The 25,499-nt window shown below is 69.5% G+C and carries 25 protein-coding genes; 15 read left to right on the top strand and 10 right to left on the bottom strand.

The genetic code is table 11. The features are described 5' to 3' along the window. Positions 1 to 196 precede the first annotated feature (196 nt). Positions 197 to 1,465 (top strand): MFS transporter, encoded by a 1,269-nt coding sequence (locus ABOZ73_RS05265; protein WP_369061302.1) that lies wholly within the window; start codon positions 197 to 199, stop codon positions 1,463 to 1,465. Here ABOZ73_RS05265 and ABOZ73_RS05270 read toward each other — a convergent pair. The 5 genes from ABOZ73_RS05270 to ABOZ73_RS05290 are packed head-to-tail and all read right to left on the bottom strand — an operon-like array spanning position 1,462 to position 5,297. Continuing rightward, positions 1,462 to 1,941, bottom strand: a complete 480-nt coding sequence (locus ABOZ73_RS05270) for an N-acetyltransferase family protein (protein WP_369061304.1) — start codon at positions 1,939 to 1,941, stop codon at positions 1,462 to 1,464. The two genes, ABOZ73_RS05265 and ABOZ73_RS05270, sit on opposite strands and share 4 nt — an antisense overlap. Continuing rightward, positions 1,938 to 2,897, bottom strand: coding sequence for an SDR family NAD(P)-dependent oxidoreductase (locus tag ABOZ73_RS05275; protein WP_369061306.1), 960 nt, complete (start codon positions 2,895 to 2,897; stop codon positions 1,938 to 1,940). Before ABOZ73_RS05275 ends, ABOZ73_RS05270 begins: the two co-directional genes overlap by 4 nt. Positions 2,898 to 2,941: 44 nt before the next feature. Then, a complete protein-coding gene (locus ABOZ73_RS05280) occupies positions 2,942 to 3,712 on the bottom strand; it encodes an enoyl-CoA hydratase (RefSeq protein ID WP_369061308.1) in 771 nt (256 codons plus the stop codon). A 16-nt stretch (positions 3,713 to 3,728) separates the two neighbouring features. After that, entirely contained in the window at positions 3,729 to 4,169 is a 441-nt protein-coding gene (locus ABOZ73_RS05285; protein WP_369061310.1) for a MarR family winged helix-turn-helix transcriptional regulator, read from the bottom strand. A gap of 54 nt (positions 4,170 to 4,223) precedes the next feature. Continuing rightward, positions 4,224 to 5,297 (bottom strand): MBL fold metallo-hydrolase, encoded by a 1,074-nt coding sequence (locus tag ABOZ73_RS05290; protein WP_369061312.1) that lies wholly within the window; start codon positions 5,295 to 5,297, stop codon positions 4,224 to 4,226. Between the two features lie 134 nt (positions 5,298 to 5,431). Here ABOZ73_RS05290 and ABOZ73_RS05295 point away from each other — a divergent pair, with 134 nt between their 5' ends. Beyond that, on the top strand, positions 5,432 to 6,751 hold the full coding sequence (locus tag ABOZ73_RS05295) for a hypothetical protein (RefSeq protein WP_369061314.1): 1,320 nt from the start codon (positions 5,432 to 5,434) through the stop codon (positions 6,749 to 6,751). A gap of 208 nt (positions 6,752 to 6,959) precedes the next feature. Here the strand turns inward: ABOZ73_RS05295 and ABOZ73_RS05300 are convergent, their stop codons facing one another. Beyond that, positions 6,960 to 8,294 (bottom strand): dihydroorotase, encoded by a 1,335-nt coding sequence (locus ABOZ73_RS05300; protein WP_369061316.1) that lies wholly within the window; start codon positions 8,292 to 8,294, stop codon positions 6,960 to 6,962. 33 nt (positions 8,295 to 8,327) lie between these two features. Beyond that, positions 8,328 to 9,368 carry a glycosyltransferase family 9 protein gene (locus ABOZ73_RS05305; protein WP_369061318.1) on the bottom strand — a complete coding sequence of 347 codons (1,041 nt, stop codon included), beginning with the start codon at positions 9,366 to 9,368 and terminating at the stop codon, positions 8,328 to 8,330. A 57-nt stretch (positions 9,369 to 9,425) separates the two neighbouring features. Between ABOZ73_RS05305 and ABOZ73_RS05310 the strand changes: the two genes are divergently transcribed. The 5 genes from ABOZ73_RS05310 to ABOZ73_RS05330 all read left to right on the top strand — a co-directional run bounded on the left by ABOZ73_RS05310 (position 9,426) and on the right by ABOZ73_RS05330 (position 12,780). Beyond that, positions 9,426 to 10,214, top strand: a complete 789-nt coding sequence (locus tag ABOZ73_RS05310) for a folate-binding protein YgfZ (protein WP_369062489.1) — start codon at positions 9,426 to 9,428, stop codon at positions 10,212 to 10,214. 59 nt (positions 10,215 to 10,273) lie between these two features. Next, positions 10,274 to 10,642 (top strand): PRC-barrel domain-containing protein, encoded by a 369-nt coding sequence (locus tag ABOZ73_RS05315; protein ID WP_369061320.1) that lies wholly within the window; start codon positions 10,274 to 10,276, stop codon positions 10,640 to 10,642. 79 nt (positions 10,643 to 10,721) lie between these two features. Then, positions 10,722 to 11,591: an alpha/beta fold hydrolase gene (locus ABOZ73_RS05320; RefSeq protein WP_369061321.1), complete on the top strand. Its 870-nt coding sequence runs from the start codon at positions 10,722 to 10,724 to the stop codon at positions 11,589 to 11,591. After that, positions 11,591 to 12,175, top strand: a complete 585-nt coding sequence (locus ABOZ73_RS05325) for a DNA-3-methyladenine glycosylase I (protein WP_369061322.1) — start codon at positions 11,591 to 11,593, stop codon at positions 12,173 to 12,175. Before ABOZ73_RS05320 ends, ABOZ73_RS05325 begins: the two co-directional genes overlap by 1 nt. Before the next feature lie 14 nt (positions 12,176 to 12,189). Beyond that, a complete protein-coding gene (locus tag ABOZ73_RS05330; protein WP_369062490.1) occupies positions 12,190 to 12,780 on the top strand; it encodes a ribonuclease HII in 591 nt (196 codons plus the stop codon). On the opposite strand, the gene ABOZ73_RS05335 is transcribed toward ABOZ73_RS05330, so the two are convergent. Then, complete coding sequence (locus ABOZ73_RS05335) at positions 12,777 to 13,715, bottom strand: IS481 family transposase (RefSeq protein ID WP_369058233.1); 939 nt, start codon at positions 13,713 to 13,715, stop codon at positions 12,777 to 12,779. The two genes, ABOZ73_RS05330 and ABOZ73_RS05335, sit on opposite strands and share 4 nt — an antisense overlap. A 458-nt stretch (positions 13,716 to 14,173) precedes the next feature. On the opposite strand from ABOZ73_RS05335, the gene ABOZ73_RS05340 reads away from it, so the two are divergent. From ABOZ73_RS05340 to ABOZ73_RS05355, 4 genes are read left to right on the top strand one after another with little or no spacing between them, the layout of a single operon-like run. Further along, positions 14,174 to 15,250 carry a site-specific DNA-methyltransferase gene (locus ABOZ73_RS05340; protein WP_369061323.1) on the top strand — a complete coding sequence of 359 codons (1,077 nt, stop codon included), beginning with the start codon at positions 14,174 to 14,176 and terminating at the stop codon, positions 15,248 to 15,250. Between the two features lie 12 nt (positions 15,251 to 15,262). Next, entirely contained in the window at positions 15,263 to 16,420 is a 1,158-nt protein-coding gene (locus tag ABOZ73_RS05345) for a DSD1 family PLP-dependent enzyme (RefSeq protein ID WP_369061324.1), read from the top strand. 32 nt (positions 16,421 to 16,452) lie between these two features. After that, positions 16,453 to 17,214 (top strand): histidine phosphatase family protein, encoded by a 762-nt coding sequence (locus ABOZ73_RS05350; protein WP_369061326.1) that lies wholly within the window; start codon positions 16,453 to 16,455, stop codon positions 17,212 to 17,214. Next, positions 17,211 to 18,083, top strand: a complete 873-nt coding sequence (locus tag ABOZ73_RS05355) for an NAD(P)H-hydrate dehydratase (protein ID WP_369061328.1) — start codon at positions 17,211 to 17,213, stop codon at positions 18,081 to 18,083. Before ABOZ73_RS05350 ends, ABOZ73_RS05355 begins: the two co-directional genes overlap by 4 nt. On the opposite strand, the gene ABOZ73_RS05360 is transcribed toward ABOZ73_RS05355, so the two are convergent. Continuing rightward, positions 18,080 to 19,027, bottom strand: a complete 948-nt coding sequence (locus tag ABOZ73_RS05360) for a Gfo/Idh/MocA family protein (RefSeq protein WP_369061330.1) — start codon at positions 19,025 to 19,027, stop codon at positions 18,080 to 18,082. The genes ABOZ73_RS05355 and ABOZ73_RS05360 overlap by 4 nt on opposite strands. Continuing rightward, positions 19,021 to 20,067 carry an A/G-specific adenine glycosylase gene (mutY, locus tag ABOZ73_RS05365; RefSeq protein WP_369061332.1) on the bottom strand — a complete coding sequence of 349 codons (1,047 nt, stop codon included), beginning with the start codon at positions 20,065 to 20,067 and terminating at the stop codon, positions 19,021 to 19,023. The genes ABOZ73_RS05360 and mutY overlap by 7 nt, the downstream gene beginning before the upstream one ends. A gap of 23 nt (positions 20,068 to 20,090) precedes the next feature. Between mutY and ABOZ73_RS05370 the strand changes: the two genes are divergently transcribed. From ABOZ73_RS05370 to smc, 4 genes are all read left to right on the top strand, one after another. Next, a complete protein-coding gene (locus ABOZ73_RS05370; RefSeq protein WP_369061334.1) occupies positions 20,091 to 20,630 on the top strand; it encodes a DUF721 domain-containing protein in 540 nt (179 codons plus the stop codon). A gap of 100 nt (positions 20,631 to 20,730) precedes the next feature. Beyond that, positions 20,731 to 21,357, top strand: a complete 627-nt coding sequence (locus ABOZ73_RS05375) for a thioredoxin domain-containing protein (protein ID WP_369061336.1) — start codon at positions 20,731 to 20,733, stop codon at positions 21,355 to 21,357. A 12-nt stretch (positions 21,358 to 21,369) separates the two neighbouring features. After that, a complete protein-coding gene (locus ABOZ73_RS05380; RefSeq protein ID WP_369061338.1) occupies positions 21,370 to 21,999 on the top strand; it encodes a DsbA family protein in 630 nt (209 codons plus the stop codon). A gap of 11 nt (positions 22,000 to 22,010) precedes the next feature. Next, positions 22,011 to 25,451: a chromosome segregation protein SMC gene (gene smc, locus ABOZ73_RS05385; protein ID WP_369061340.1), complete on the top strand. Its 3,441-nt coding sequence runs from the start codon at positions 22,011 to 22,013 to the stop codon at positions 25,449 to 25,451. Positions 25,452 to 25,499 lie beyond the last annotated feature (48 nt).

Raw genomic sequence — 25,499 nt, forward strand, 5'->3', positions numbered from 1 at the left:
AACGGAAGACGGGAGGGTTGGCTCCCGGTCATCGCGGCCGGGAGGCGTTACGAGCGCGTCGAGCGCGGGGTTCGTCGCTGGCGTCGCATGCCTGCCCCACATAACCGTCAAAGATGACCGGCGCGCATAAGGCTCATGACGCCCCGGGTCAACAGCGTTGCCATGCTCACGCCTGCGGCGCATGGTGCCGCCGCCCATGACCGAGCCCTTCTCCAGCGCCGACGCGCCCGCCGCAGCCTCACTGAAGGCGCTGCTCCGACAGCCTGATTTCCCCAAGTTCTGGGCCGCGCGATTCATCGCCATCCTGGGCGTCCAGATCCAGGCCGTGTCGCTGGGCTGGCAGGTCTACGCCCTAGCGCGGGAGACGGGTCACACCGTGGCCGAGGGCGCGTTCTGGGTCGGGATGATCGGCCTGGCGCAGTTCCTGCCGCTGTTCTGCCTGACGCTGATCGCGGGCGAGGCGGCCGACCGCTACGACCGCCGGCGCACCGTGGTGATCTCCATCCTGGTGGACAGCTGCACCGCCGGGGTCCTGGCCTGGCTGGCCTTCAGCGGCCACACTGGCCTTTGGCCGATCTTCGCGGCGTCGGTCCTGTTCGGCGCCTCGCGCGCCTTCCTGTCGCCGGCCAACAGCGCCATGGCCCCGATGCTGGTGCCCCGCGAGCTACTGCCCCGCGCCATCGCCTGGAACTCCCTGGCCTGGCAGTCGGCCTCGATCATCGGCCCGGCCCTGGGCGGCCTGCTGTGCGCCATCTCTCCGGCGCTCGCCTTCGGCAGTTCGGTCGGGATGTACCTGACGGCCGCCCTGCTTCTGTCGTTCATCCGCACCAACACCAAACCCCAGACCCAGATCGGCTCGCGCATCGCCCTGATCAAGGAAGGGCTGGCCTATGTGTGGAGCAACAAGATCGTCTTCGGCTCGATCTCGCTGGACCTGTTCGCGGTGCTGCTGGGCGGGGCCACCGCCCTGCTGCCGGTCTTCGCCCGCGACGTGCTGCACGTCGGCCCCGAAGGGTTCGGCATCCTGCGCGCCGCGCCGGCCATCGGCGCGACCATCGTCGGCATCTACCTGGCGGCCACCCCGATCCGACGGCACGCCGGGGCGGCGATGTTCATCGGCGTCGCCGTGTTCGGCGCGGCGACCATCGTCTTCGGCCTGTCGAAGTATCTGTGGCTGTCGGTGGCCGCCCTGGTCGTGCTCGGCGCGGCGGACATGGTCTCGGTGTTCATCCGCCAGACCCTGGTGCAGATCGTCACCCCCGACGCCATGCGCGGCCGGGTCGCGGCCGTCTCGGGCGTATTCATCAGCGCGTCCAACGAGTTGGGCGAGTTCGAGAGCGGTCTCGTCGCCCGCTTCATCGGCCCGGTGGCCGCGGCGGTCGTCGGCGGCGCCGGGGCGCTGGCGGTCACCGCCATCTGGGCCAAGCTGTTCCCGGTCCTGCGCAAGGCCGACCGGCTGACCTAGGCCTTGGCCAGGTCCCGCATGGCCTCGCCGTCCAGGCGCCAGATGCGGTAGCTGTCTTGCCCAGCCGCGCCCTGTCGCGCGTAGAACGTCGCGCCATCGAGGTTGTGGTTCGACACCGCCCACTCCACCCGCGCGCAGCCTTCGTCCAGCGCCCGCCTGGCCAGGCTGCCCAGCAGGATGCGCCCGACGCCCAGGCCGCGCGCCTGCGGGCGGACGAACAGGTCTTCCAGATAGATGCCCCGCCGGCCGGTCCAGGTGGAGAAGGTGTAGAACCACACCGCCCCGCCCAGCGCCTCGCCGTCGCGCTCGGCGATGTCGCAGAACACGTGCGGCTCGGGCGCGAACAGGGCCGTCGCCAGATCGGCGCGGGTGGCGTGCATGTGGTCAAGGTCGCCCTGGTGCTCGGCCAGATCGCGGACGAAGCCGAACACCAGATCGAGGTCGTCGGGACCCGCGCGGCGTAGGGTGACGGTCATGCGCCGGTCGTCTCGTGAGACAGGGTCCACAGCCGCTCGGCCGCATCAGGATCGAGGGCGTGGGGCATGACCCCGGCCCAGGGCTTTTCTTTCACCCAGGGCGCGGCCTGGGCGCAGTCTTCCAGATAGAGCCCGCCGACGCCTTCCAGCTCCGGCCCCACCGCCGCCCAGACGGAGGTCGAGGCCCCCTGCTCCGGCGTCTTGAAGCCCTCACGCGGCTTGCCGTCCTCATCCAGCCAGCCCAGCGCCTGCTGCTCCTCGATGGACAGGTGGCGCTGCAGGGGCGTCAGGATGCCGCCCGGCATCACCGAGTTGGCGCGCACGCCGCGATCCTTGAACCGCTTGTCGAAGCCGACCGCGAACAGGGCGTTGGCCGTCTTGGCCTGACCGTAGCTTTCCCACTTGTCGTAGGGGCGCTGGCGATACTGCGGATCGTCGAAGTTCACGCCCGAGCGGCGATGGCCGATGGACGACAGCGACACCACCCGCGAGGTCCGCCCCGGCCGCGACGCCTTCTCCAGCGACGGCGCCAGCAGCACGGTCAGCAGGTAGTGGCCGAAGTGGTTGGCGCCGATCTGCATCTCCAGCCCGTCCTCGGTGCGGTCGAGCGGACAGGCCATGACGCCGGCGTTGTTGATCAGCAGATCCAGGGGCCGGTCGCCCCAACGCTCGGCGAAGGCGCGGATGGAGGCCTGGCTGGCGAGGTCGAGCATCGACCACCCCACCTTACCCTTCGCGGTCCTGGCGATGTCGGCCACGGCGGCTTCGGCCAGGTCGGGCTTGCGCGCAGCGATGACCACGTCGGCGCCGGCCTCGGCCAGGGCGCGGGCGGTCTCGATCCCGATGCCGGTGGCCCCGCCGGTGACGATGGCGGTGCGGCCGGTTAGGTCATGACCCGCCACGACTTCCCGTGCGGTGGATGAACGTCCGAAGGAGGAGGTGATGCGATCCGACATGGCGGCGTTTCCCTGTTTTGGGAAACGCTACCACGCGGGCGGGATCAGGCCACCTTGCTGAAGTCGGGCGGGCGGCGCTCGACAAAGGCGGAGAAGGCTTCGCGCGCTTCGGCGGTCTGCAGGCGCTCGCCGAAGATCTGGCCTTCCACGTCCATCACGTCCTGGATCAGGGCGAACTCGCGCATCAGCTTCTTGGTGGCGACCACCGCGCCCAGGGGGCGCTGGGTCAGCTTGCGGGCGGCGTCCTCGGCGCGGGCCAGGACCTCGCCCGCCGGCAGGGCGGCGTTGGCGACGCCCAGCGTGACGGCTTCCTCGCCGCTCAACGCCTCGCCCAGGGCGAACATGGCGAAGGCGCGGGCATGGCCGATGCGCTGCGGCAGCAGCAGGCTGGACGCCGCTTCCGGCACCAGGGCCAGATTGACGAAGGGGGTGGTCAGCTTGGCGTCCTTGGCCACGAAGACCAGGTCGCAATGCAGCAGCATGGTGGTGCCGACGCCCACCGCCAGACCTTCCACCGCCGCCACCAGCGGCTTGGTCGCCCAGGCCAGGGCCGACAGGAAGCGCAGCACGTGCCGCTCTCCGGTGAAGGCGCCCGTCGCCTGGGCGGCGAAGTCCATCAGGTCGTTGCCGGACGTAAAGACCCCGCCCTCGCCATGGATCAGCACGGCCCGGATCGAAGCGTCCGCCTCCGCCTGCTCCAGGGCGTCGGCCAGCACGCCGTACATGGCGTTGGTGATCGCGTTCTTCTTGTCGGGCCGGGCGAAGGTCAGGCGCATCACGCCGTCTTCGACAGCCACGCGAACGGGTTCGGTCATCTCTCGGTCGTCCTGTCTATTCAGCGCGCCGGAACTTCTCCGACAGGCTGGTCAGCCAGCGGCTGACGATCTGCATTTCCTCGTCCGAGAAGCCTTCGGTGAGCTTCTCGTTGATCTCGGTCAGGCCGGCCTTCGCGGTCGCCCGCGCGTCCCGGCCCTTGTCGGTCAGATGAAGACGCAGCGAGCGGCCGTCCTCGGTGTCGGGCCGGCGCTCGACCAGGCCCGCACGCTCCGAGCGGTCGACCAGGCCGGTCATGGCCGACGGGGCGACATCCAGAGCCTCAGCCGCCTCGCCGATCAGAGCGCCGTCGCGATTGCCCAGGAAGAACAGCAGTCCCGCCTGGGCGCCGGTCAGGCCGTCCTTGCTGGCGGCCATTCGCCCTTCCACCCAGCGCTGCACACGGCGTTGCCCGGCGGAGAGAAGGAAATACCAGCGACGGTCGATCGTCTTCGTCATCTCGGATCCAGAATATAATTCGCGTACGAAATATCAAGCGCCTTATGAGGACGCTCAGGCGGCGCGGTACCAGAGCACGCCGTCCGCGTCCGGCTCGACCAACACCGAACCGCGATGAACAAGGCAGTTGAGGTGGGCGATGGCCTCCCCCGTCGCCATGCCCAGCAGGTCCGGACCGATCACCCGCGCGAACAACAGGGAGAACACGTCCACCGCCCGCCTCGGCCCTTCGCGCAGGTTCTTCTCCAGCCGCGCCAGGGCCCGCTCGTGCCCGGCGATCAGATGATCGATGCGCGAATGCAGGCCGTGGAAGGGATCATTGTGCGCCGGCAGGACCAGCACATCCTCCGGCACGACGGTCTTCACCCGGGCCAGCGAGGTGAGCCAGTCATGCATGGGGTCGGCCTGCGGCTCCGTCGGGAAGACCGAGACGTTGGACGAGATCTTGGGCAGCACCTGGTCGCCGCTGATCAGCAGCTTCAGCTCCGGCTGCCACAGACAGGCGTGCTCGGGCGAATGGCCGGAGCCGACGACCACGGTCCAGGGCCGGCCGCCGATATCGAAGGTCTCGCCATCGACCATGCGGCGATAGCTGTCCGGCAGCGCATGGACCGCGCGGCCGAAGCCGCCGAACTTGACCTGATAGTGCTCGATCGCCGCCTCGTCCCAGCCGGCGGCGCGATAGAAACGCACCCCGTCCAGCGGCGCCTCGCGGCCGGTGTCGGCCACCAGCATGCGGCACTGGAAATACTCCAGCCGCGTCATCCAAAGACGGCAGTCGAACTTGCGGGTCATCCAGCCGGCCAGGCCGATATGGTCGGGATGCAGGTGGGTGACGATCACCCGCGTCACCGGCCGTCCGCCCAGGGCGCCGGCGAAGGCGGCCCGCCAACCGTCCTTGGTCGGAGGCGTGGCCATTCCGGTATCGACGATCGCCCAGCCCTCGCCGTCCTCGATCGCCCAGACGTTGATGAAACCCAGAGAACCGCCCAGCGGCTGGCGCAACCACAGGACGCCGGGCGCGACCTCGACCGCATCGCCGGCGCCTGATTCGGGCGCGGTCTCGAACGGGTAGCTCAGCCGTGCGCGGCGCTGCTCCGGCTCGGCGGTTTCAAATCCATCCCGCAACATCATCTCCCGTTTTTCGCCATCATCGGCGTTTAGAGGCTTTGGTCCAACCCCAAGGCCGAACGGCCATCTTGACCCTGCCCCGGCGCTCGCGCTTATGGGCGGTTCGGGGAATGTCCAGGAGATCAAAACCCATGAAGCTGTTCGGGATAGCGTTGGCCGCGATGGCCGTCGCCACCCTGGGCGGAGCCGCTCAGGCGGCGCCCAAGGAAGACAAGACCAAGGCGCAGGGCATGGCTGAAGCGCCGGCCGTCATCCAGGCGGCGGGTCTCGCCTGCACCCTGGCCGACGCGCGGTTCATCGCCAAGAACACCGACAAGGCCACCAAGGTCAATTCGAGCTACTACGAAGTGAACTGCTCGGAAGGCGGCGGCTTCGTCCTGGTGGGCAAGTCGGACGGCTCCAAGCCGGGCGCGTTCACCTGCCTCGAAACCGGCCAACCCCGCCCGGACGGCAAGCCGTCGGGCCTGGAGTGCAAGCTGCCCGGCAATGCCGACGCTCTGGCCGGCATGAAGCCGTTCGTCGCCAAGGCCGGCGTGCCCTGCGAAATCGAAAAGGCCCGCTCCATCGGCGCCGGCGCCAAGGCCGCCTACTTCGAAATCGCCTGTAAGGGCGGCTCGGGCTACATCATGAGCACCTCGTCCCCGCCGAACCCGGCCCAGGACGTCGCCATGCAAAGCTGCCTGCTGTACGAGCCGGGCGGCAACGTGTCGTGCACCCTGACCGACCGCGCCGCGCAACTGGCCGTCATCGACCAGCTCGCCGCCCAGTCGGACAAGAACTGCGCCGTCAAGGACAAGCGCTACGTCCTCAGCACCAAGGACGGCTCGAACTACTTCGAAGCCTCCTGCGCCGACGGCAAGGGCTACATGTTCCAGCAGGGCGTCGACGGTAAGCTCGCCCGCGCCATCGACTGCGCTCAGGCCGAATTCGTCGGCGGCGGCTGCACCCTGACCGACGCTCGCGCCGCTCAGACCGAACAGGCCGCGCTCTACACCCGCCTGGCCAAGAAGGGCGGCTTCGACTGCGACGTGGCCAAGTACGGCATGCTGCCGGCCCGCGTCAGCGGCGTGGAAGTCGTCGAACTGCAGTGCTCGAACCGTCCGGACGGCGCCATCGGCGAGTTCGGCGCCAACAGCGCCAAGTTCCACAACTGCGTCCTGGCCGAGTTCGCCGGCTACCGCTGCTCCTTCACCAAGAAGGAACCGTACTACCCGGGCCTGACCCAGCACCTGGTCAAGTTCGGCAAGGGCAGCTGCCAGGTTTCGGACGTGCGCGGCATCGGTTCGACCGACACCGACGGCTATCTGGAAGTCGCGTGCTCGGACGGTCTGCCGGGTTGGGTTTTGGTCTTCCCAAAAGGAACGGATCAGCCCAAGGAACTCCTCAGCTGCGTTCAGGCCAAGGGCGTCGGCGGCGGCTGCAAGCTGCCCACGAACGTGACTAAGAAATAAGTCCGGTCCCTAATCGGATACTGTAGGAGCCCCGCCGGAGCGATCCGGCGGGGTTTTCTGCATCTGGGGGTTTGAAAACAAACCTCCCTTCCCTCGATGGGAGAAGGGTCGGGGATGAGGGTGATGCGGCGGTTGCGGTCAGCGCAGCTGCAACTCAGCAGCCACCCTCACCCTCGATCCCTCTCCCATCAAGGGAGAGGGAAGACGCTTACCCCGCCAGCGTCTCCAGGAACCGGACCGGCTCGCCGCGGCCTTCGGCGATCACTTCGCCGTCGCGCATCACCGCCACGCCGCGCACGATGGTGGCCATGGGCCAGCCCTTGGCCTTGAAGCCGTCGAAGGGGGTCCAGCCGGCGCGAGTGGCCTGCTGCTCGGCGGTGATGGTGCGCTCGGCCTTCAGATCGACGATGGTCAGGTCGGCGTCGTAGCCCTCGGCCAGGCGGCCCTTGTCGGCCAGGCCGAAGATGCGGTTGGCGCCATGGCTGGTCAGGTCGATGAACCGTTCCAGGGTCAGACGGCCCTCGGCCACGTGCGTCAGCATGATCGGCACCAGGGTCTGCACGCCCGGCATGCCCGACGGCGAGGCCGGATAGGGTCGCGCCTTCTCCTCGATGGTGTGCGGGGCGTGGTCGGAGCCGATGACGTCGGCGACGCCCGAGGCCAGGCCGCGCCACAGGCCCGCCACATGCTCGGCGCTGCGGATCGGCGGGTTCATCTGGGCGTAGCCCTTCAGCCGCTCATAGGCCTCCGGCGCGGTCAGGGTCAGGTGCTGGGGCGTGAACTCGACGCTGGCCACGTCCTTGTGCTTGGCCAGGAACTCGACCTCCTGCGCGGTGGTCACGTGCAGGACGTGGATGCGCTTGCCCAGGCCGCGGGCGATGCGCACCAGCCGCTCGGTGGACTGCATGGCGCTGATCTCGTCGCGGACTTCCGGGTGGCTGGTCCAGTCGCCGGTGCGCGCCAGCGGACGACGCTCGGCCAAGCGGTATTCGTCCTCGGAGTGGAAGGCGGCGCGGCGGTTCACGTGGCGAAGCACCTGCTCCACCCCCTCGTCGTCCTGCACCAGCAGGGTGCCGGTGGAAGCGCCCATGAACACCTTGATCCCGCAACAGCCGGGCAGACGCTCCAGCTCGCCAAGGAACTGCGCGTTCTCGTGCGTGCCGCCCACATAGAAGGCGTGGTCGCAGTGCATGCGGTTCTTGGCCCGCGCCAGCTTGTCCGCCAGGGTCGCCGGGTCGGTGGTGTTGGGTTCGGTGTTGGGCATCTCGAACACGGCGGTGACGCCGCCCAGGATCGCGCCGCGCGATCCGCTTTCGAGATCTTCCTTCCACTCCAGGCCCGGCTCGCGGAAGTGGACCTGGGTGTCTATGACGCCGGGCAGGACGGTCAGGCCCGAGGCGTCGAACACCTCGCCCGCCGAGGCCTGGGACAGGTCGCCGATGGCGACGATCTTGCCGGCGACCACGCCGACATCCGCCAGGCCGCGGCCGGCGTGGTTGGCGACTTCGCCGCCCCGCACGATCAGGTCGAAGGTCTGGGCCATGGTCTCGTCTCCGCGCTGGCGCCGCGGAGAAGGTCAGGCCTCGCTGGCCGCCTTCTTGGTCCGCGTCTTCTTGGGTTTGGCGACCGGCTGGGCCGCCGCGCGCTCGGGCTGCTCAGCCGTCGCCGCGAGAAGTTCTTTAGCGGTTTCCAGCACGCTCGCCACCGGCAGATCGATCATATGGCGGATCGATTGGCTCAGATCAGGGTCCAGCTTCACGAACTGCTCGAACTCGCGCGGCCCGCGCACGGCGCGCGCCTTGGGCCCCCAGGGGGCGTAGAGCAGGTCGTCTGACGGGCCGAACAGACCGATGGTCGGAACACCAGCGGCGGCGGCCATGTGCATCAGGCCGGAATCATTGCCCACGAACAGCCGCGCCCGCTTCAGGCAGGCATAGGCGGTCAGAAGATCAGCCTGGCCGACCAGATCGATGACCCGGTCCTTCGGGAAGGCCGCGATCAGGTCGTCGGCGATCATCCGGTCGTCCTTGCCGCCCAGGATCATCAGGCGGCCGCCCTTCAACTCGTCGGCCAGCAGCGACTTGGCGGTCTGGCCGAAACGCTCGGTGGGCCACACCTTGCCGATCCAGTTGGAGGACGGTCCGATGGCCAGGATCGGACCTTCGCCGGCCGTCAGCTCGGCGGCGCGGGCCTCCGTCTCGTCGGAGGTGAATAGGAACGGCGACGGCGGGTCGTCTTCGAGGGTCAGGACGCGGGCGGCCTGGATCACCTTGTGGACCGGCTCGCCGAAATTCTTGCGGTGAACGGCGCGGCGGTCGCGGCGCAGGAAGCCGCTGATGGCCGAGCCGCGCAGATCGACGATCAGGCCCCACTTCTTGTGGCGCACCTGGCTCCACAGCTTGAACCAGTGGGCCTTGCCCTTGCCCTTCTCCATGACGATCAGGCGGTCGAGGTTCGGAACCTGCGCGAACAGCGGGGCGGCGATCGGGCCGGCGACCACGGTGAAGCGGGCGTTGGGCACTTCGTCGGCCAGGCGTTTCAGCAGGCCCGAGGACAGGACCGCGTCGCCGATCCGCGTCGCGGTGATGAAGAGAATCGGGAAGTTAGCGCGGCCCATGGTTAATGATAGCACGAGCCTCTGGCGTTAAAGGCGTCACGGCGCCACATGGCTGACATGAGCATCGCCCGCCTATCCTCCCGCGCCCTGATCAGATTCTCCGGTCCCGACTGGCGGACCTTCCTGCAGGGCCAGCTGACGCAGGACGTATCGACCCTCCAGCCGGGCGAGGCGCGCTTCGCCGCCCTGCTGACCCCGCAGGGTCGACTGATGTTCGACCTGTTCGTCGTCGGCTTCGAGGACGGCGCCTGGCTGGACATCGCCGCCGAGCATCGCGACGCCATGGTCCAGCGCATGAGCCTCTATCGCCTGCGGGCCAAGGTCGACATCGCCGCCGACGACGCGCCGATCCTGGCGGCGTTCGGCGTGGAGGAAGCGCCGGGCGACGGCTGGGCCCGCGACCCCCGCCGCCCCGACCTGGGCTGGCGCGGCTATGGCGTCGTCGCGCAAGCCGATGCGGCCGAGGCGGACTACGACGCCTTCCGCCTGTCGCGGGGCGTGCCCGGCCCGGCCGATTGGGCGGGCGAGAAGACCTATCCCATCGAGGCCAATTTCGACCTGCTGGCCGGGATCGACTTCAAGAAGGGCTGCTTCGTCGGTCAGGAAACCACCTCGCGTATGAAGCGCCGGGGCCAGATCAAGAACCGCATGCTGCCGATCACCTTCGACGGCCCGCCGCCAGCCTACGGGGCCGAGGTCCTGGCCGGAACCCTGCGGGCGGGCGAGGTTCTTTCGGGCGTCGACGGCCGCGCCATGGCCCTGCTGCGGCTGGACCGGATCGTGGGCGCGGACCTGACCGTGGACGACCGCCCCGTGCGGGTCGAGCGCCCCGACTGGATCGCCTGAAACCGGAACTGCGGATTGGACGAGGCGTTCGCTCCTCGTCCAATTCAAAGGAGGTTTCCATGAAAACCCTGCTCATCGGCCTGTCCGTCGCCGCGATCGGCGGCGGCGCCATCGCCCAGACCTTCACCGTCGCCCGCGACGAGAACGTGCCCGCCAAGGGCGCGTTCACCGTCGGCCAGGTCGAGGACGCCGACGTGATCGACTCCGCCAACAAGAAGGCGGGCGAGGTCGAGCACGTCCTGCTGGATTCCGCCGGCAAGCCCACCGCCGTCGTGATCGAGATCGACCGCATGGGCCTCGACAAGAAGGTTGTCGTCGCCCTGGCCGACGTGACCGTCGCGCCCGAGCCCGGCGACAATGACGACCACATCGTTCGCACCAAGCTGACCAAGGCTCAGCTGAACGCCCTGCCCGAGTGGAAGGGCTAAGGTCCGAAAGGCGCTAACCGCGCCACTGGCGCGGCGGCGAGGCGGCGGCTAGCTTCCTGACCCTTACCGGGAGGGATTCATGGACCGTCGCACCTTCATCGCCGCCGCGACCTCGGCTGTCGCCGTCGCCGGCGTCACCCACGCGGCCGAGCCGCGCTTCACCGTCGAAGTGAAGGGCTCCGGGCCGGACGTGATCCTGATCCCCGGCCTGACCTCCTCGCGCAGCGTGTGGGACGGCGTCGCCGCCCACCTGCAGGGCAAATATCGGCTCCACCTGGTGCAGCTTGGCGGCTTCGCCGGCGCGCCGGTCGCCGGCAACAAGGACGGCCTGGTGGCCGCCGGCGTGGCCGAAGAGTTGGCCGCCTACATCAAGGCCAAGGGGCTGAAGAAGCCCGCCGTCATCGGTCATTCCATGGGCGGGACCATGGGCATGATGCTGACCGCCCGGCATCCGGACCTGGTCGGCCGCCTGATGGTCATCGACATGTTCCCCAAATTGGCGGTCGCCTTCTTCGGTCCGACCGCCACGCCCGAACAGATCGCCGCCAACGCGGGCGCCATCAAGGCCCGCCTGGAGAACGCCCCGCTAGCCGAGCACGAGGCCAGCACCCGCCAGACCATCGCCGGCATGGTGAAGACCCCCGCCGCCCGCGAAGAGATCGTCCGCCAGGGCCTGACCAGCGACCGCAACGTCCAGGCCCGCTCGATGCACGAGCTCCTGACCACCGACCTGACGCCGGAACTGGCCAAGGTCATCGCCCCGGTCACCGTCGTCTATCCCACCGACGCCAGCTTGCCGTTCACAGCCAACTATCCAGCCTGGTACGCCGCCGCCTACGCCCCGCTGACGGGCGCCAAGCTGGTCCAGGTCGACGGCAGCTATCACTTCATCATGATCGACCAGGCGGCGGCCCTGAACGCCGCCATCGACACCTTCCTGGCCGGGTGATGATCACGCGCTGCGTCTGGCACGGCATGGCCGGCGATCCCGTCTATGAGGCCTATCACGACACCGACTGGGGCGTGCCGGAGTACGATCCGCGCGCCTTATGGGAGAAACTGGTGCTGGACGGCTTCCAGGCCGGCCTGTCCTGGGTGACGATCCTGAAGAAGCGCGAGAACTTCCGCACCGCCTTCGCCGGCTTCGATCCAGAGAAGGTCGCCCGCTTCGGAGAAGCCGACCGCGAGCGCCTGCTGGCCGACGCCGGCATCATCCGCTCCGGCGCCAAGATCGACGCCGCCATCAACGGCGCGCGCCTCTATCTGGACATGCGCGACCGGGGCGAGGACTTCTCCAAGTTCCTGTGGGACTTCGTCGGCGGCTCGCCGATCCAGAACCGTTGGGACGACAGGTCGCAGGTGCCGGTGAAGACCCCGGAGGCCGAGGCCATGGCCAAGGCGCTGAAGGCGCGGGGCTTCAAGTTCTGCGGTCCGGTGATCGTCTATGCGTTCATGCAGGCCACCGGCATGGTCAACGACCACCTGACCTGCTGCTTCCGCCACGACGAATGCGAGGCTATGAGCGCCGGGTGAAGCCGATTCCCGACATGCTGCTCGAAGCCGCCTGCCCCGGCCCCGTCTGCGGGGTGGACGAGGCCGGCCGTGGCCCCCTGGCGGGCCCCGTCTGCGCGGCGGCGGTGATCCTCGATCCCAACCACATCCCCGCCGGCCTGAACAACTCCAAGAAGCTGACCGCCAAACAGCGCGACGCCCTGGAGTTCGAGATCAAGGCCCGCGCCATCGCCTTCTCCGTGGCCTTCGCCAGCGTCGAGGAGATCGCCGAGCTGAACATCCTGCACGCCACGGGTCTGGCCATGTGCCGGGCTGTGGAGGGGCTCAGCATTCAGCCGGTCTTCGCCCTGGTGGACGGCAACTACCGCTTCAAGCTGCCCTGCGAGATCAAGACCGTGGTCGGCGGCGACGGCATCTCGTCGTCCATCGCTGCGGCGTCGGTGCTGGCCAAGACGGCGCGGGATCGGCTGATGGTCGAGATGGACGCCGTGCATCCCGGCTACGGCTTCGCCAGCCACAAGGGCTACGGCGCGCCCACGCACATGGAAGCAATCCGCAGACTCGGACCTTCACCCATTCACAGGTTGAGCTGGGCGCCGTTCAAGGCGGCGCTGGAAGAGGCCTAGGTGTCGTTTCCAAGAAGGTTGGTCACACGCTGCCAGGGTGTGAGGCCAGCGATGCCGGAGTGTGGTCGAGCCAGGTTGTAGCTGTCGGTCCAAGCCGTAACGGCGCGTGCGCGTTCGTCGGAAGAGGAATAGGGTCTGGCGTAGGCCCATTCACGCAGGCTGGTCTGGATGAAGCGTTCGGCCTTGCCATTGGTGCGTGGGGTGTAGGGCCGGGTTCTGAGATGCCGGGCTCCGGCGAGTTTGAGAGCGGCGGCGAACTGCCTTGAGCAGTAGGCTGCGCCGTTGTCGGTCATCACCCGCTCGACCTGGACGCCTTGTCGGCTGAGCCAGGCCAGAGCGCGTTGCAGGAAGGCGGTCGTGTCGTCCTGCCGCTCGGACCCCAAGATTTCCGTGTAGGCCAGACGCGAGGCGTCATCGACGCAGACGTGCAGGAACTCCCAGCCGGCGCGGTATGATCGACCCAGTCGGCGATCTTTGGTGATGCGGTGACCTTCGGTGGTGAACCGATTGAGCTTCTTGATGTCCAGATGGATCAGCTCGCCAGGCCGTGAGCGCTCATAGCGGATGACTGGAGCCTTGGGCTCAAGCATCTTCAGTTTGCCCAGACCCAGGCGACGCAAGACCAGGCCGACAGTCGAGCGGGCCATGCCCAGCCCCCGGGCTATGACCGGTCCGGTCATCCGCTGGCGGCGCATCGCTTCGATCTGGGCCTGGCGGTCCGCCGAGACACGAAGGGGGCATCGCCGCGGCGCTGAACTGCGGTCATGCAATTGCCGATCACCCGTGCGATGTCGGGCCAGCCATCGGTAGGCGCAGCGTCGTGATACGCCGCTCGCCGACGCTGCCCGAGCCACCGGCCAGCTGTCATCCTCAATACGGCTGATCATCAAGGCTCGACCAACTGGCGTCAGCCGAGCATTCTTATGGACGTTCATCCGGGGCCTCCGGAGCTAGAAGTTGTTGTGTCGCAACTCCAGCCTCTCAGCTCCGCCCCGGGTGAACAACCTTCATAGCTTCGACACCTAGGCCCTCTTCGGATAGACAAAAGGCCGCCGGCGACCGGCGGCCTCCATTGGTCTTGCGTTCAGTTGAACGGGCCGGCGAAAGCCCCGACCGCGAAGGCGAAAAGCCCCGCTGCCGCGAACACAAAGGCCTCGAGCGACGAGCAGCGGGCAAGCGCCCGAGTCCACGTGTCGCCCTCTGGCCGCCATACCGCCCCATCGGCTTGGCTGCGCATAATCTGTTCCCTCCAGCCTTTCGGCATATGAATGAGGGACTCAAGTTTTGTGACTTGGCAAGATTAACAGCGCATTCACCATGTTTTTTATAATGGCGCTAACCACGCGGCGGTCAGATTCCAACCTCTTCGCGTAACCGGGAGTGTTAGGGCGTCATGAAGCTCGGGCCTGAACTGATCATACAGGGCGACTGCATCGAGCAGATGAACGCCCTGCCCGAGAAAAGCGTCGATCTCGTCTTCGCCGACCCGCCTTACAACCTTCAGTTGGGCGGCGATCTGCTGCGTCCCGACAATTCGAAGGTCGATGCGGTCGACGATCACTGGGACCAGTTCGAAAGCTTCGCCGCCTACGACGCCTTCACCCGCGACTGGCTGAAGGCCGCCCGCCGGGTCCTCAAGGACGACGGGGCCCTTTGGGTGATCGGCAGCTACCACAACATCTTCCGCGTCGGCTCGATCCTGCAGGACCTGGGCTTCTGGATCCTGAACGACGTGATCTGGCGCAAGTCGAACCCGATGCCGAACTTCAAGGGCACCCGGTTCACCAACGCCCACGAGACCATGATCTGGGCCGCCAAGGGCCGCGGGGCCAAGCGCTACACCTTCAACTACGACGCCATGAAGATGGCGAACGATGAAGTGCAGATGCGCTCGGACTGGACCCTGCCTCTGTGCACCGGCGATGAGCGGATCAAGAACGCCGCCGGCGAAAAGGCCCACCCGACCCAGAAGCCGGAAGCCCTGCTTCACCGCGTGATCCTGTCGTCCACCAAGCCGGGCGACGTTGTCCTCGACCCGTTCTTCGGCGTCGGCACCACCGGCGCGGCCGCCAAGCGCCTGGGCCGTCAGTTCATCGGCATCGAGCGCGAGACCGAGTACGCCGAACTGGCCAAGGAGCGCATCTCCAAGGTCGTGCCGATCGCGCCGGAAGACCTGCAGGTCATGGGCTCCAAGCGCGCGGAGCCGCGCGTGCCCTTCGGCCACATCGTCGAGGCCGGCCTGCTGCAGCCCGGAGACATGCTGTTCGATCCCAAGGGCGAACGCGCCGCCAAGGTCCGCGCCGACGGCAGCCTGGTGGTCGGCGACATGGCCGGCTCGATCCACAAGGTCGGCGCCATGGTGCAGTCGGCTCCCGCCTGCAACGGCTGGACCTACTGGCACTTCAAGACCGACAAGGGCCTGGCGCCCATCGACGTCCTGCGGGCCAAGGTCCGCGCGGAGATGAACTAGCGGAAGATAGCCGTGCGGACGGATCTGGGAGACTTCGCCGATCGTCCGCACGTGGCCGCCGCCTTGGCCGATATCGGCAAGGCGGGATCGCGTCACCGCATTCCCACGCCGGCGGCGGTCCTCGATCTCGACGCCTTCGACCGTAACGTGGCCAGGATGGCGCAACGCGCCGCGAATGCCGGCCTCGCCCTGCGGCCGCACGCCAAGTCCCACAAGTGCTCCACCCTGGCCCATCGCCAGATCGAGGCCGGCGCCGTCGGCATCTGCTGCGCCAAGCTGGCGGAGGCCGAGGCCATGGCGAAGGCGGGCGTCGGCTCCGTCCTCGTCACCTCGCCCATCGCCGGAACCCTGTCGGCCCAACGCGCGGCGAGGCTCGCGGCGCGAATTTCCGACTTCCGCATCGTCGTCGATCACCCTGAGGGCGTGGCCGAACTGGCCGCCGCCGCCGAAGGCCTGATCCAGGTGGTGATCGACATCGACGTGGGCCTTGGCCGCACGGGCTGCGGCTCCCCCGAGCAAGCGGCCGCTGTCGCCCGCGCCATCCTCGCCGAACCGAAGCTGAAGCTGCTCGGCGTCCAGGGCTATGGCGGGCACTGGCAGCACATGGAGGGCGAGAACGCCCGCGCCGCCGCCGTCACGGACGGGATGGCGAAGCTGACGGCCGCCATCGACGCGATCCGCGCCACGGGCGGCGTCGTCGATCTCGTCACCGGCGGGGGCACGGGGACCTTCAGCGCCGACGCCGCTCTGGGCGTGCTGAACGAGGTGCAGCCCGGCTCCTACGCCTTCATGGATCGTGAGTACCGCGACGCGCTGGGCGCCGATGCGGATGGGGCCTTTGAACAGAGCCTCGCCATCGCCGCCACGGTGATCAGCGCCAACCACCCCGCCTGGGTGACGGTGGACGCCGGGCTGAAGGCCTTCTCGACGGATGGCCCCGCGCCACAGCCGCTGACGCTGCGCTTCGCGAGCGCGGCCTATCGCTTCTTCGGCGACGAGCATGGAATGCTGGCGCGCCCCGCTGGCGAAAACGTTCAGCGCGGCGACCGCATCGACTTCGCGCCGGGCCACATCGACCCGACCCTGGACCGCTATGATCTGCTGCATCTGGTCCAGGGCGACGTGCTGATCGACATCGTCCGGCTGGAGGCCCGCGGCGGCGGGCAGTGAACCGACAAGGCCCCTGGCGGATTTAAGTCGCCATGGACCAGCGCTGGCCTCAAACTCTCTGGATCGTCCGTCACGGGCAGAGCGCGGGAAACGTCGCCCGCGACGCCGCCGATGCGGCCGGGCTTGGACGCATCGACATCGCCGACCGCGACATGGACGTGCCGCTCAGCGCCCTGGGCCAGGCCCAGGCCCGCGCCCTGGGCGACTGGTTCGCCCGGCAGCCCGTGGATGAACGCCCTCAGACCCTGCTCGTCTCGCCCTATGCCCGCGCCATCCACACCGCTGAGCTGATCCGCGAGAAAGGCGGGATGGCCAAGCCGGACGCCCTGTTCTGCGTCGATGAACGCCTGCGCGAAAAGGAGTTCGGCGTCCTCGACCGCCTGACCGGCGTCGGCATCCGCGCCGAGTTTCCCGAGCAGGCGGAGTTTCGTCGCCTGCTGGGCAAGTTCTATCACCGCCCGCCAGGCGGCGAGAGCTGGTGCGACGTGATCCTGCGCCTGCGCAGCGTGCTCGACACCATCAGCCTGCATCACACTGGCAAACGGGTCATGATCGTCGCCCACCAGGTGGTTGTTTTGTGCATGCGCTATCTGCTGGACGGCCTGACCGAGGAACAGATCCTGGCCATCGACCGCGAGGCCGACATCGCCAACTGCGGGGTCACCGAATACCGCTTCCGTCCGGACGAGAATGACGGCGGGATGGTTCTGACCCGTTGGAACTTCACCGCTCCAGTCGCCCAGGGCGGCGCACCGGTCACCGCTCAACCAGATCCGGCGGTGGCCGCCCGATGAGCGCGCCCGTCGAGATCACCGCCAGGCTCCTGCGCCAATGGCCGCTCCCGCAACCAGGCGGCGGCGGCAAGGAGGAGCGCGGCCGGGTGCTGGTCGTCGGCGGTCACGCGGAGATTCCCGGAGCCGTGGTGCTGGCCGCCACCGCCGCCCTGCGGGCCGGGGCCGGCAAGCTGCAGGTGGCGACGGTGGAGCAGATCGCCGCCCAGCTGGGCCTGTCCCTGCCCGAGGCGCGCGCCTTCGCCCTGAAGTCCGACTACGGCGCCCTGACGGCGCAGTCGGTGGACCCGCTGGCCCGGCACCTGCCCGGTTGCGACGCCCTGCTGATCGGCCCGGGCATGATGGCCGAGGGCGAGGCCGTCGCCCTGAGCCTGCTGCAATCCGAGACGGAGGCGGCCTTGGTCCTCGACGCCGGCGCCCTGCCCGCCGCCGAAAGCGGACGCGACCTGCTGCTGCGCCGCGCTGGCCGCGTGGTGCTGACCCCGCACTCCGGCGAGATGGCCCGCCTGACCAGCCGCTCCAGGGAGGAGATCGAGGCCGATCCCCTGGCGACCGCCCTGGCCGTCGCCCGTGGGCACGCCGCCGTGGTCGCGATGAAGGGCGCCGCCACCCATGTCGCCGCGCCCGACGGCCGCGTCTGGTCCTATCCCGGCGGCGGGCCGGGCCTGGGGACGTCCGGATCGGGCGATGTCCTGGCCGGGATCATCACCGGCCTGCTGGCGCGCGGCGCGACGCCTGAGCAGGCGACCGTCTTTGGTGTGTACCTGCACGGCGAGGCCGGAAGGGTCCTGGCGCGAAAGGTCGGACCGCTCGGCTTCCTGGCGCGTGAGATCGGACCGGAAGTCCCGGCGATCCTGAAGACCCTGCTCTAGCGGCCCGCCGCCGCGTAGATCGCGTCGATGGCCGTCATGGTCGCGATGGCGTCCCGGCCGCCGGTCAGGGGCGTCGCCCGTCCCGCCAGCACCTCGATCACATGATCCAGCTGGGCCGCGTAGGTGGTCATCGGCACGGCCGGCTCCCAGCGGTCGCCGATGCGCAGGCCGCCGTCGTCGCGATAGGGATGGACGAAGCTTGCCAGGGTCATCGACGCCTTGTCGCCGTCGATGCGCAGCAGGATCTTCCGCTCCGTCGCCTCCATGTCGCAATGGATGCGGGCCGGCGTCCCGCCGAAGTCCAGCTCCGCCCCAAGCGCCGCATCAACGCCGCCATCCCAGCGCGCGGTCGCCGAGCGCACCGCCGGCTCGACGCCCAGCAGGGTGCGCAGGGCGTGCAGCGGATAGCAGCCCAGGTCCATCAGCGCCCCGCCGCCCTGCTCGCGGATCCAGCGCAGCTCACCCTCGCGCTTGGGGATCACCACGTCGAACACCGCCTCGGCGCCGAGGACGCGGCCCAGTTCGCCCGAGGCCATGACCTCCAGCGCCCGGGTCATCATGGGGTGGAAGCGATAGTGGAAAGCCTCGATCAGCACGACACCGGCCGCCTCCGCGACATCGACCATGGCGCGCGCCTCGGCGGCAGTCATGGCGAAGGGTTTCTCGCAAAGCATGTGCTTGCCGGCCGCCGCGGCCCGCTGGGTCCATTCCAGATGCGCGGCGGGCGGCAAGGCGTTGTAGATCAGGTCCACGTCGTCGCGGGCGATCAGGGCTTCGTATCCCTCCACGGCCGTCGCGATGCCGTGCTGCGCGGCATAGGCCTGCGCCTTGCCCAGATCCCGCGCCGCCACGGCGGTCACCACCACGTCGTCGCGCAGGGCGATGGGGGGCAGCACGGCCTTCGGCGCGATCTTCGATGCGCCCAGCAGTCCGATCCTCAGCATAGCCTCGCCTCCGCCGCTCTCGCCGCCTTCAGGAACACGCTGGGCAGGGCCTGTAGTCCTTCATGCGGAGTCCAGATGAACTCCCCGTCCCCCTCGGCCGCAAGCACGGTCAGGGTCAGGGAGAAGTGGGTGAAGACATGCTCGACCTCACCCACCGTCCGCCAGGCGGCGGCGATGGGCGCAGCCTTCAGCGCCTCGGCGGGCGACAGCGGCGTCGCGCGCCATTCGCTGGTCGGCAGGGCCAGCATGCCGCCCAGCAGCCCCTTGGGCTCCCGCCGCACCAGGGCGGTGGCGCCGTCGCGGGTCAGGACATAGGCGACGCCATGCCGGCGCGGGCGGTCGGCCTTCCTGGTCTTCCTCGGATAGGTTTCGGGCGCGCCGGTCTTCACCGCCTCGCAGAAGTCCGACACCGGACAGCGGTCGCACAGCGGAGCCTTGGGCCGACAGACGGTGGCGCCCAGATCCATCAGCGCCTGCGCCCAGTCGCCCGGCCGCTGGTCCGTGACCAGCTCTCCCGCCAGGCGCTTCAGCTCGGGCTTGGAGGCGGGAACCGGCTCCTCCACCGCGAACAGGCGGGCCATGACCCGCTCCACATTGCCGTCCACCACATTGGCCGGCCGGTCGAAGGCGATGGCGGCCACGGCGGCGGCGGTATAGGCGCCGACGCCCGGCAGGGCCAGCAGACCCGCCTCGGTGTCCGGGAACACGCCGCCATGCTGCTCCGCCACCGCGCGGGCGCAGGCCAGCAGGTTGCGGGCGCGAGCGTAGTAGCCAAGCCCAGCCCAGGCGGCCATCAGGTCGCCATCGTCCACGGCCGCCAGGTCCGACACCGTCGGCCAGCGCTGGGTGAAGCCCAGGAAGTACGGCGTCGCGTGCGGCACGGTGGTCTGCTGCAGCATCACTTCCGACAGCCAGACCCGGTATGGATCGGACCGCACGCCCGCCATTCCGGCCGCCGGCCCGGTCCGCCAGGGCAGGTCGCGGGCGTGGGCGTCGTACCAGTCCAGCAGAGCGGCGCGGAGGGGAGCGACGGGGATCATCGAGCCGGGTATATAGGAACTTCATGCGCCGCACCCTGCCCACCGCCGAAGAAGCCGTCGCCATCCTGCGCTCGCGCAAGACCCGGCCGCCGCATCGCACGCCGCCTCCGGCCGGCAAGGCCCTGAACGGCCTGGTCAAGGCGCTGGACGACAAGTACGGCGCCGGCCCCGCCGCCCTGCAAGGGCGATGGAAGGAGATCGTCGGCGAAAACCTGGCCCGGCGTACCGAGCCGGTGAAGATCATCAAGTCCCGCACCGGCGAGGGCGGCACCCTGGAATTGCGCGTCGACGGCCCCATGGCCACCCTGATCCAGCACCAGGCCGCCGAGATCACCGCCCGCCTGGACCTGATCCTGGGCAAGGGCGTGGTGACCAAGCTGCGCATCGTCCAGGGACCGGTGAAGGCGCCCGCCGCCGCGGCCAAGCCCGGCCGCCGCCGCAAGCCGCCCCTGGATGCGGCCACCGAGGCGTCCCTGGAGACCAGCCTGAAGGGCCAGCCGGACGGCCCCCTTAAAGCCGCATTGCTCAAGCTTGGTCGCGAGGTGCTGCGCGGGGCGCGTTGACAAGCCGCCGCCAGCCTTGCTTTTGGACTCCAAGAACCGCCCGTCGCTCCTGGCCGGGAATCGGGCTTAGACTTAACGGCTGCATTTCAGGGATCTTGCCATGCGTTTCTTCGACCGCCGCGTTCTGATCGCCGGCGCTCTCGCCCTCACCGTGGCCTCCTGCTCCAAGGGCGGGACCGGTGGTTCGGCTGTCACCGCCGAGGACATGACCCTGGGCTCGGCTGACGCCAAGATCACCCTGGTCGAGTACGCCTCCGCCAGCTGCACCCACTGCGCCGCCTGGTCTCAGGACGTCTTCCCTGAGTTCAAGAAGAAGTACGTGGACACCGGCGAGGTGCGCTACGTGATGCGCGAGTTCCTGACCCCGCCGGTCGAGGTCGCCGCCGCCGGCTTCCTGACTGCGCGCTGCGCCGGCAAGGACAAGTACTTCACCGTCCTCGACGCCGTGTACAAGGGCCAGCAGGAGATGTTCTCCACCGGCGACTTCCGCGGCGTGCTGCTGCGCATCGCCCAATCGGCCGGCATGACCGAAGCCCAGTTCGACGCCTGCGTCTCCGACGAGAAGTCGCTGAAGGACCTGAACGACCGGGTCGAGAAGTACAGCCGCGACGCCAAGATCACGAGCACGCCCAGCTTTGTCCTGAACGGCAAGCTGATCGGCGAAGGCGAACTGCCGCTGGCGAAGATCGACACCGAAGTCGCCGCCGCCAAGGCCGCGCTGAAGTAAGGACCGACCGACGTGACACTGTCCCGCCAGAGCCTTCGCACCGACCGCCGCAGCCTGCTGCTGGCCGGGACGGCGTTCGCCCTGGCGGGCCTCTCGCCGGCCGCCGCCGCTCCGGTGGTGCGCGCCGACGACATGGTCCTGGGCAACCCCAAGGCCAAGGTCACGGTGGTTGAATACGCCTCGGCCAGTTGCCCGCACTGCGCGCACTTCGCCAATGAGGATTTCCCGCAGTTCAAGAAGGCCTACATCGACACCGGCAAGGTGCGGTTCGTCCTGCGAGAGCTGCTGACCCCGCCGCAGAACTTCGCGGCCCTGGGTTTCCTGACCGCGCGCTGCGCCGGCCGGGACAAGTATTTCGACGTGCTGGCCGCGGTGTTCCGCGATCAGGCCGAGATCTACCGCACCAGCGACCTGCGCGGCGGCCTCCTGAAGATCGCCAAGGGCGCTGGGCTGACGGAAGAGAAGCTGAACGCCTGCATCAATCAGGATGCGCTGACCGCCATGCAGACCCGCATCAACGCGGACGCCGAGGCGGACGGCGTCGACCAGTCGCCGACCTTCTTCGTCAACGGCGTGAAGCTTGGCGGAAACGTCGACTTCGCGGCGCTCAAGGCTGCGGTCGACAAGGCCCTGAAGGGCTAGGAGCACGGGCGGTGCAATTCCAGCGCCTGCGCCTCTCGGGATTCAAATCCTTCGTCGAGCCCACGGAGTTCCGCATCGAGCCGGGACTGACCGGGATCGTCGGCCCTAACGGCTGCGGCAAGTCCAACCTGCTGGAAGCCCTGCGCTGGGTCATGGGCGCCAATTCGGCCAAGGCCATGCGGGCCGGCGGCATGGACGACGTGATCTTCGCCGGCTCGGGCAACCGCCCCGGGCGCAACCACGCCGAAGTCACCCTGACCATCGACAACGCCGACCGCACGGCCCCGGCCAGCTTCAACGACACCCCGGTGCTGGAGGTGGTCCGCCGCATCGATCGCGGCGCGGGCTCCACCTACAAGATCAACGGCCGCGAGGTTCGGGCGCGGGACGTACAGCTGCTGTTCGCCGACGCCTCGACCGGCGCCAACTCCCCCGCCCTGGTCCGCCAGGGCCAGATCAGCGAACTGATCGGCGCCAAGCCGCAGAACCGCCGCCGCATCCTGGAAGAGGCCGGCGGCGTCTCGGGCCTGCATACCCGCCGGCATGAGGCCGAGCTGCGCCTGCGCGCGGCGGAGACCAACCTGGACCGCCTGGACGACGTGGCGCGGGAGCTGGAGACCAGCCTCAACCGCCTGCGCCGCGAAGCCCGTCAGGCCGAAAAGTACAAGCGCCTGTCGGCCGAGATCCGCGCCGTGCAGGGCGCGGTGCTGTACGCACGCTGGACCGACGCCCGCGACACCCTGACCCGCACGGAATCCGAGGCTTCCCAGGCCGCCGGCGAGGCCGAGCGCACCGCCCGCGAGGTGGCCGTCGCCAGCGCCGAGGCGATCAAGGCCGAGGAAGCCATCGCCCCCCTGCGCGAGGAAGAGATCATCGCCGCCGCCGTCCTGGGCAAGCTTGCGATCGAGAAGGACCGCATCGACCGCGAGCTGGAGGCCGCCGCCGCCGAGGTCGCCCGCCTGAACGCCGACCTCGCCCGCATCGACGCCGACGAGGCCCGCGAAGCCCAGGTGCGCGACGACGCCGCCGGGGCGCTGGACCGCCTGGGCGCCGAACTGGCCCAGATCGAATCCGAGATCGCCGCCGCTCCTCATCGCGGTCCCGAGCTGCAGGCCGCAGCCGCCAAGGCCGAAGAAGCCCGCGCCGCCGCCGACGCCCAGGTGGAGACCCTGGCCACCCGCCTCGCCGCCGAGGAGGCCAGCCGCCGCGCCGCCGCCGCCCGCGTCGAGGAAGCCCGCACCCGCCTGGCCCGCACCGTCCGCGCCCTGGATCAGGCCAAGAGCGAACGCGCCGCCCTGGGGCCGGAGGTCGATCCGCAGCTGGCCGACGCCAAGACCAAGTTCGAGGCGGCGCTGGAGACGCTGAAGAAGGCCCGCTCGGCCCTTGAGATCGCCGACGCCGAACGCGCCGAGGCCGCCAACAGCGAGGTCGGCGCCCGCGACGCCACCCGCAAGCTGGAAGACCAGCTCGGCCGCCTGAAGACCGAGGCCCGGGGCCTGGTCCAGCTGCTGACGCCCACGGGCAAGAGCGGCTTTTCGCCGGCCCTGGATTCCGTCTCGCCCGACCGTGGCTATGAGGCCGCCCTGGCCGCCGCCCTGGGCGACGACCTGCAGGCCGCCCTGGACGAACGCGCACCGTCCTATTGGGGCGGGCGCGAGGTGACCACCCCGACCTGGCCCGAGGGCGCGACGCCGCTGGGCCCGCTGGTCAAGGCGCCGGGCGCGTTGTCCGCCCGCCTGGCCTTCACCGCCCTAGTGGCGCGCGAGGATGGGGACCGCCTGCAGAAGCTGCTGCCCACCGGCGGCCGTCTGGTGTCCCGCGAGGGCGACCTGTGGCGCTGGGACGGCTTCACCGCTCGGGCCGAGGCGCCCAAGCCCGCCGCCATCCGCCTGGAGCAGAAGACCCGCCTGGCCGAGGTGGAGACCGAGATCGACCGCCGCGCGCCCGAGGCCGCCGCCGCCGATGCCGCCCACAAGACCGCCCAGGCCCGCCTGCGCGCCGCCGAGGACGTCCTGCGCGAGGCCCGTAAGGCGCCGCAGGAGGCCGAGCGCATCCTGGGCGTCACCCGCGACGTGGTCGAGCGGCTGGAGCGCGAAGCCGCCCGCCGCGACGCCCGCGCGCAGTCCCTGGACGAAACCATCGCCCGCTTCGACGCCGAGCGCGTGGAGGCCGAAACCCAGCTCGCCGCCGTGGAGGCCGAAGCGGCCGGAACCCAGGGCGGCGAGGACCTAGCCCCGCAACTGGCCGCCGCCCGGCAGGCCGCCGCCGCCGCGCGGGAAGCCGCCGCCGCCGCCCGCGCCGAGATCGACCGCGAGGTGCGCGAGCATCAGGGCCGCGCCCGCCGGCAGGAAAGCCTGACGCGCGAGATCGCCGACTGGACCCGCCGCGCCGGCGCCGCCGACGGCCGTCTGGAGACCCTGGCCAAGGATCGCGACACCGCCGCCGCCGCCATGGCCGCCGCCAAGGACGCCCCCGAACAGGTCGAGGTCCGCCGCACCAAGCTGCTGGAGGACTTCGCCCAGGCCGAGGCTCGCCGCGCCAAGTCCTCCGACGCCCTGGCCCAGGGCGACGCCGCTCGCCAGGCCGCCGACCGCGCCCTTCGCGCCGCAGAGGCCGCCGCCGCCGACGCCCGCGAGGCCCGCGCCAGCCTGGCCGCCCGCCTGGACGCCGCCCGCGACCGCTTCGGCGAGATTGCAGGCCAGATCCGTGAAGCGGCCCACATGGAGCCGGAGGAGCTGGGCCGCCAGATCGCCGGCGAGGCCATCGCCGTGCCCACCGGCGCCGCCGGGGTCGAGGCCCACCTGTTCAACCTGGAGCGCGAGCGCGACGCTATCGGCGCCGTGAACCTGCGCGCCGAGGAAGAAGCCGCCGAGTCCGGCGCCCGCCTGGAAGCCATGCGCACCGAACGCGCCGACCTGTCCGGCGCCGTGGCCCGCCTGCGCCAGGGGATCGAGGAGCTGAACGCCGAGGGGCGGGAGCGCTTGCTGGCCGCCTTCGACGTCATCAACGGCCACTTCCAGGCCCTGTTCACCGCCCTGTTCGGCGGCGGCCAGGCCGAGCTGCGCCTGATCGAGAGCGACGATCCGCTAGAGGCCGGCCTGGAGATCTACGCCTGCCCGCCCGGCAAGCGCATGGCCTCCATGAGCCTGATGAGCGGCGGCGAGCAGGCCCTGACCGCCAGCGCCCTGATCTTCGGCGTCTTCTTGGCCAATCCGGCGCCGATCTGCGTGCTGGACGAGGTGGACGCCCCGCTCGATGACGCCAATGTCGAGCGCTACTGCAACATGCTGGACGAGATGCGCCGCCGCACCCACACGCGCTTCGTGGCCATCACCCACAACCCCGTCACCATGAGCCGCATGGACCGCCTGTTCGGCGTCACCATGGGCGAGCGCGGCGTGTCGCAACTGGTCAGCGTCGACCTCAAGCAGGCCGAGGCCCTGGTCGCCTAGGGCGAAGATGTCCTCGACTTAACTAGGCCTCGCGCCGATCAAGCCATA

The organism is Caulobacter sp. 73W, from assembly GCF_041021955.1.
In the GTDB taxonomy this organism is placed as follows: Bacteria; Pseudomonadota; Alphaproteobacteria; order Caulobacterales; family Caulobacteraceae; genus Caulobacter.

Coding starts and splice junctions, on each gene's coding strand:
- ABOZ73_RS05375 (WP_369061336.1), top strand. CDS start 20,731: ATGCGTTTCTTCGACCGCCGCGTTCTGATCGCCGGCGCTCTCGCCCTC.
- ABOZ73_RS05340 (WP_369061323.1), top strand. CDS start 14,174: ATGAAGCTCGGGCCTGAACTGATCATACAGGGCGACTGCATCGAGCAG.
- ABOZ73_RS05315 (WP_369061320.1), top strand. CDS start 10,274: ATGAAAACCCTGCTCATCGGCCTGTCCGTCGCCGCGATCGGCGGCGGC.
- ABOZ73_RS05355 (WP_369061328.1), top strand. CDS start 17,211: ATGAGCGCGCCCGTCGAGATCACCGCCAGGCTCCTGCGCCAATGGCCG.
- ABOZ73_RS05335 (WP_369058233.1), bottom strand. CDS start 13,715: ATGAACGTCCATAAGAATGCTCGGCTGACGCCAGTTGGTCGAGCCTTG.
- ABOZ73_RS05350 (WP_369061326.1), top strand. CDS start 16,453: ATGGACCAGCGCTGGCCTCAAACTCTCTGGATCGTCCGTCACGGGCAG.
- ABOZ73_RS05295 (WP_369061314.1), top strand. CDS start 5,432: ATGAAGCTGTTCGGGATAGCGTTGGCCGCGATGGCCGTCGCCACCCTG.
- ABOZ73_RS05285 (WP_369061310.1), bottom strand. CDS start 4,169: ATGACGAAGACGATCGACCGTCGCTGGTATTTCCTTCTCTCCGCCGGG.
- ABOZ73_RS05325 (WP_369061322.1), top strand. CDS start 11,591: ATGATCACGCGCTGCGTCTGGCACGGCATGGCCGGCGATCCCGTCTAT.
- ABOZ73_RS05370 (WP_369061334.1), top strand. CDS start 20,091: ATGCGCCGCACCCTGCCCACCGCCGAAGAAGCCGTCGCCATCCTGCGC.
- ABOZ73_RS05265 (WP_369061302.1), top strand. CDS start 197: ATGACCGAGCCCTTCTCCAGCGCCGACGCGCCCGCCGCAGCCTCACTG.
- ABOZ73_RS05280 (WP_369061308.1), bottom strand. CDS start 3,712: ATGACCGAACCCGTTCGCGTGGCTGTCGAAGACGGCGTGATGCGCCTG.
- ABOZ73_RS05360 (WP_369061330.1), bottom strand. CDS start 19,027: ATGCTGAGGATCGGACTGCTGGGCGCATCGAAGATCGCGCCGAAGGCC.
- ABOZ73_RS05330 (WP_369062490.1), top strand. CDS start 12,190: ATGCTGCTCGAAGCCGCCTGCCCCGGCCCCGTCTGCGGGGTGGACGAG.
- ABOZ73_RS05310 (WP_369062489.1), top strand. CDS start 9,426: ATGAGCATCGCCCGCCTATCCTCCCGCGCCCTGATCAGATTCTCCGGT.
- ABOZ73_RS05300 (WP_369061316.1), bottom strand. CDS start 8,294: ATGGCCCAGACCTTCGACCTGATCGTGCGGGGCGGCGAAGTCGCCAAC.
- ABOZ73_RS05305 (WP_369061318.1), bottom strand. CDS start 9,368: ATGGGCCGCGCTAACTTCCCGATTCTCTTCATCACCGCGACGCGGATC.
- ABOZ73_RS05270 (WP_369061304.1), bottom strand. CDS start 1,941: ATGACCGTCACCCTACGCCGCGCGGGTCCCGACGACCTCGATCTGGTG.
- mutY (WP_369061332.1), bottom strand. CDS start 20,067: ATGATCCCCGTCGCTCCCCTCCGCGCCGCTCTGCTGGACTGGTACGAC.
- ABOZ73_RS05275 (WP_369061306.1), bottom strand. CDS start 2,897: ATGTCGGATCGCATCACCTCCTCCTTCGGACGTTCATCCACCGCACGG.
- ABOZ73_RS05320 (WP_369061321.1), top strand. CDS start 10,722: ATGGACCGTCGCACCTTCATCGCCGCCGCGACCTCGGCTGTCGCCGTC.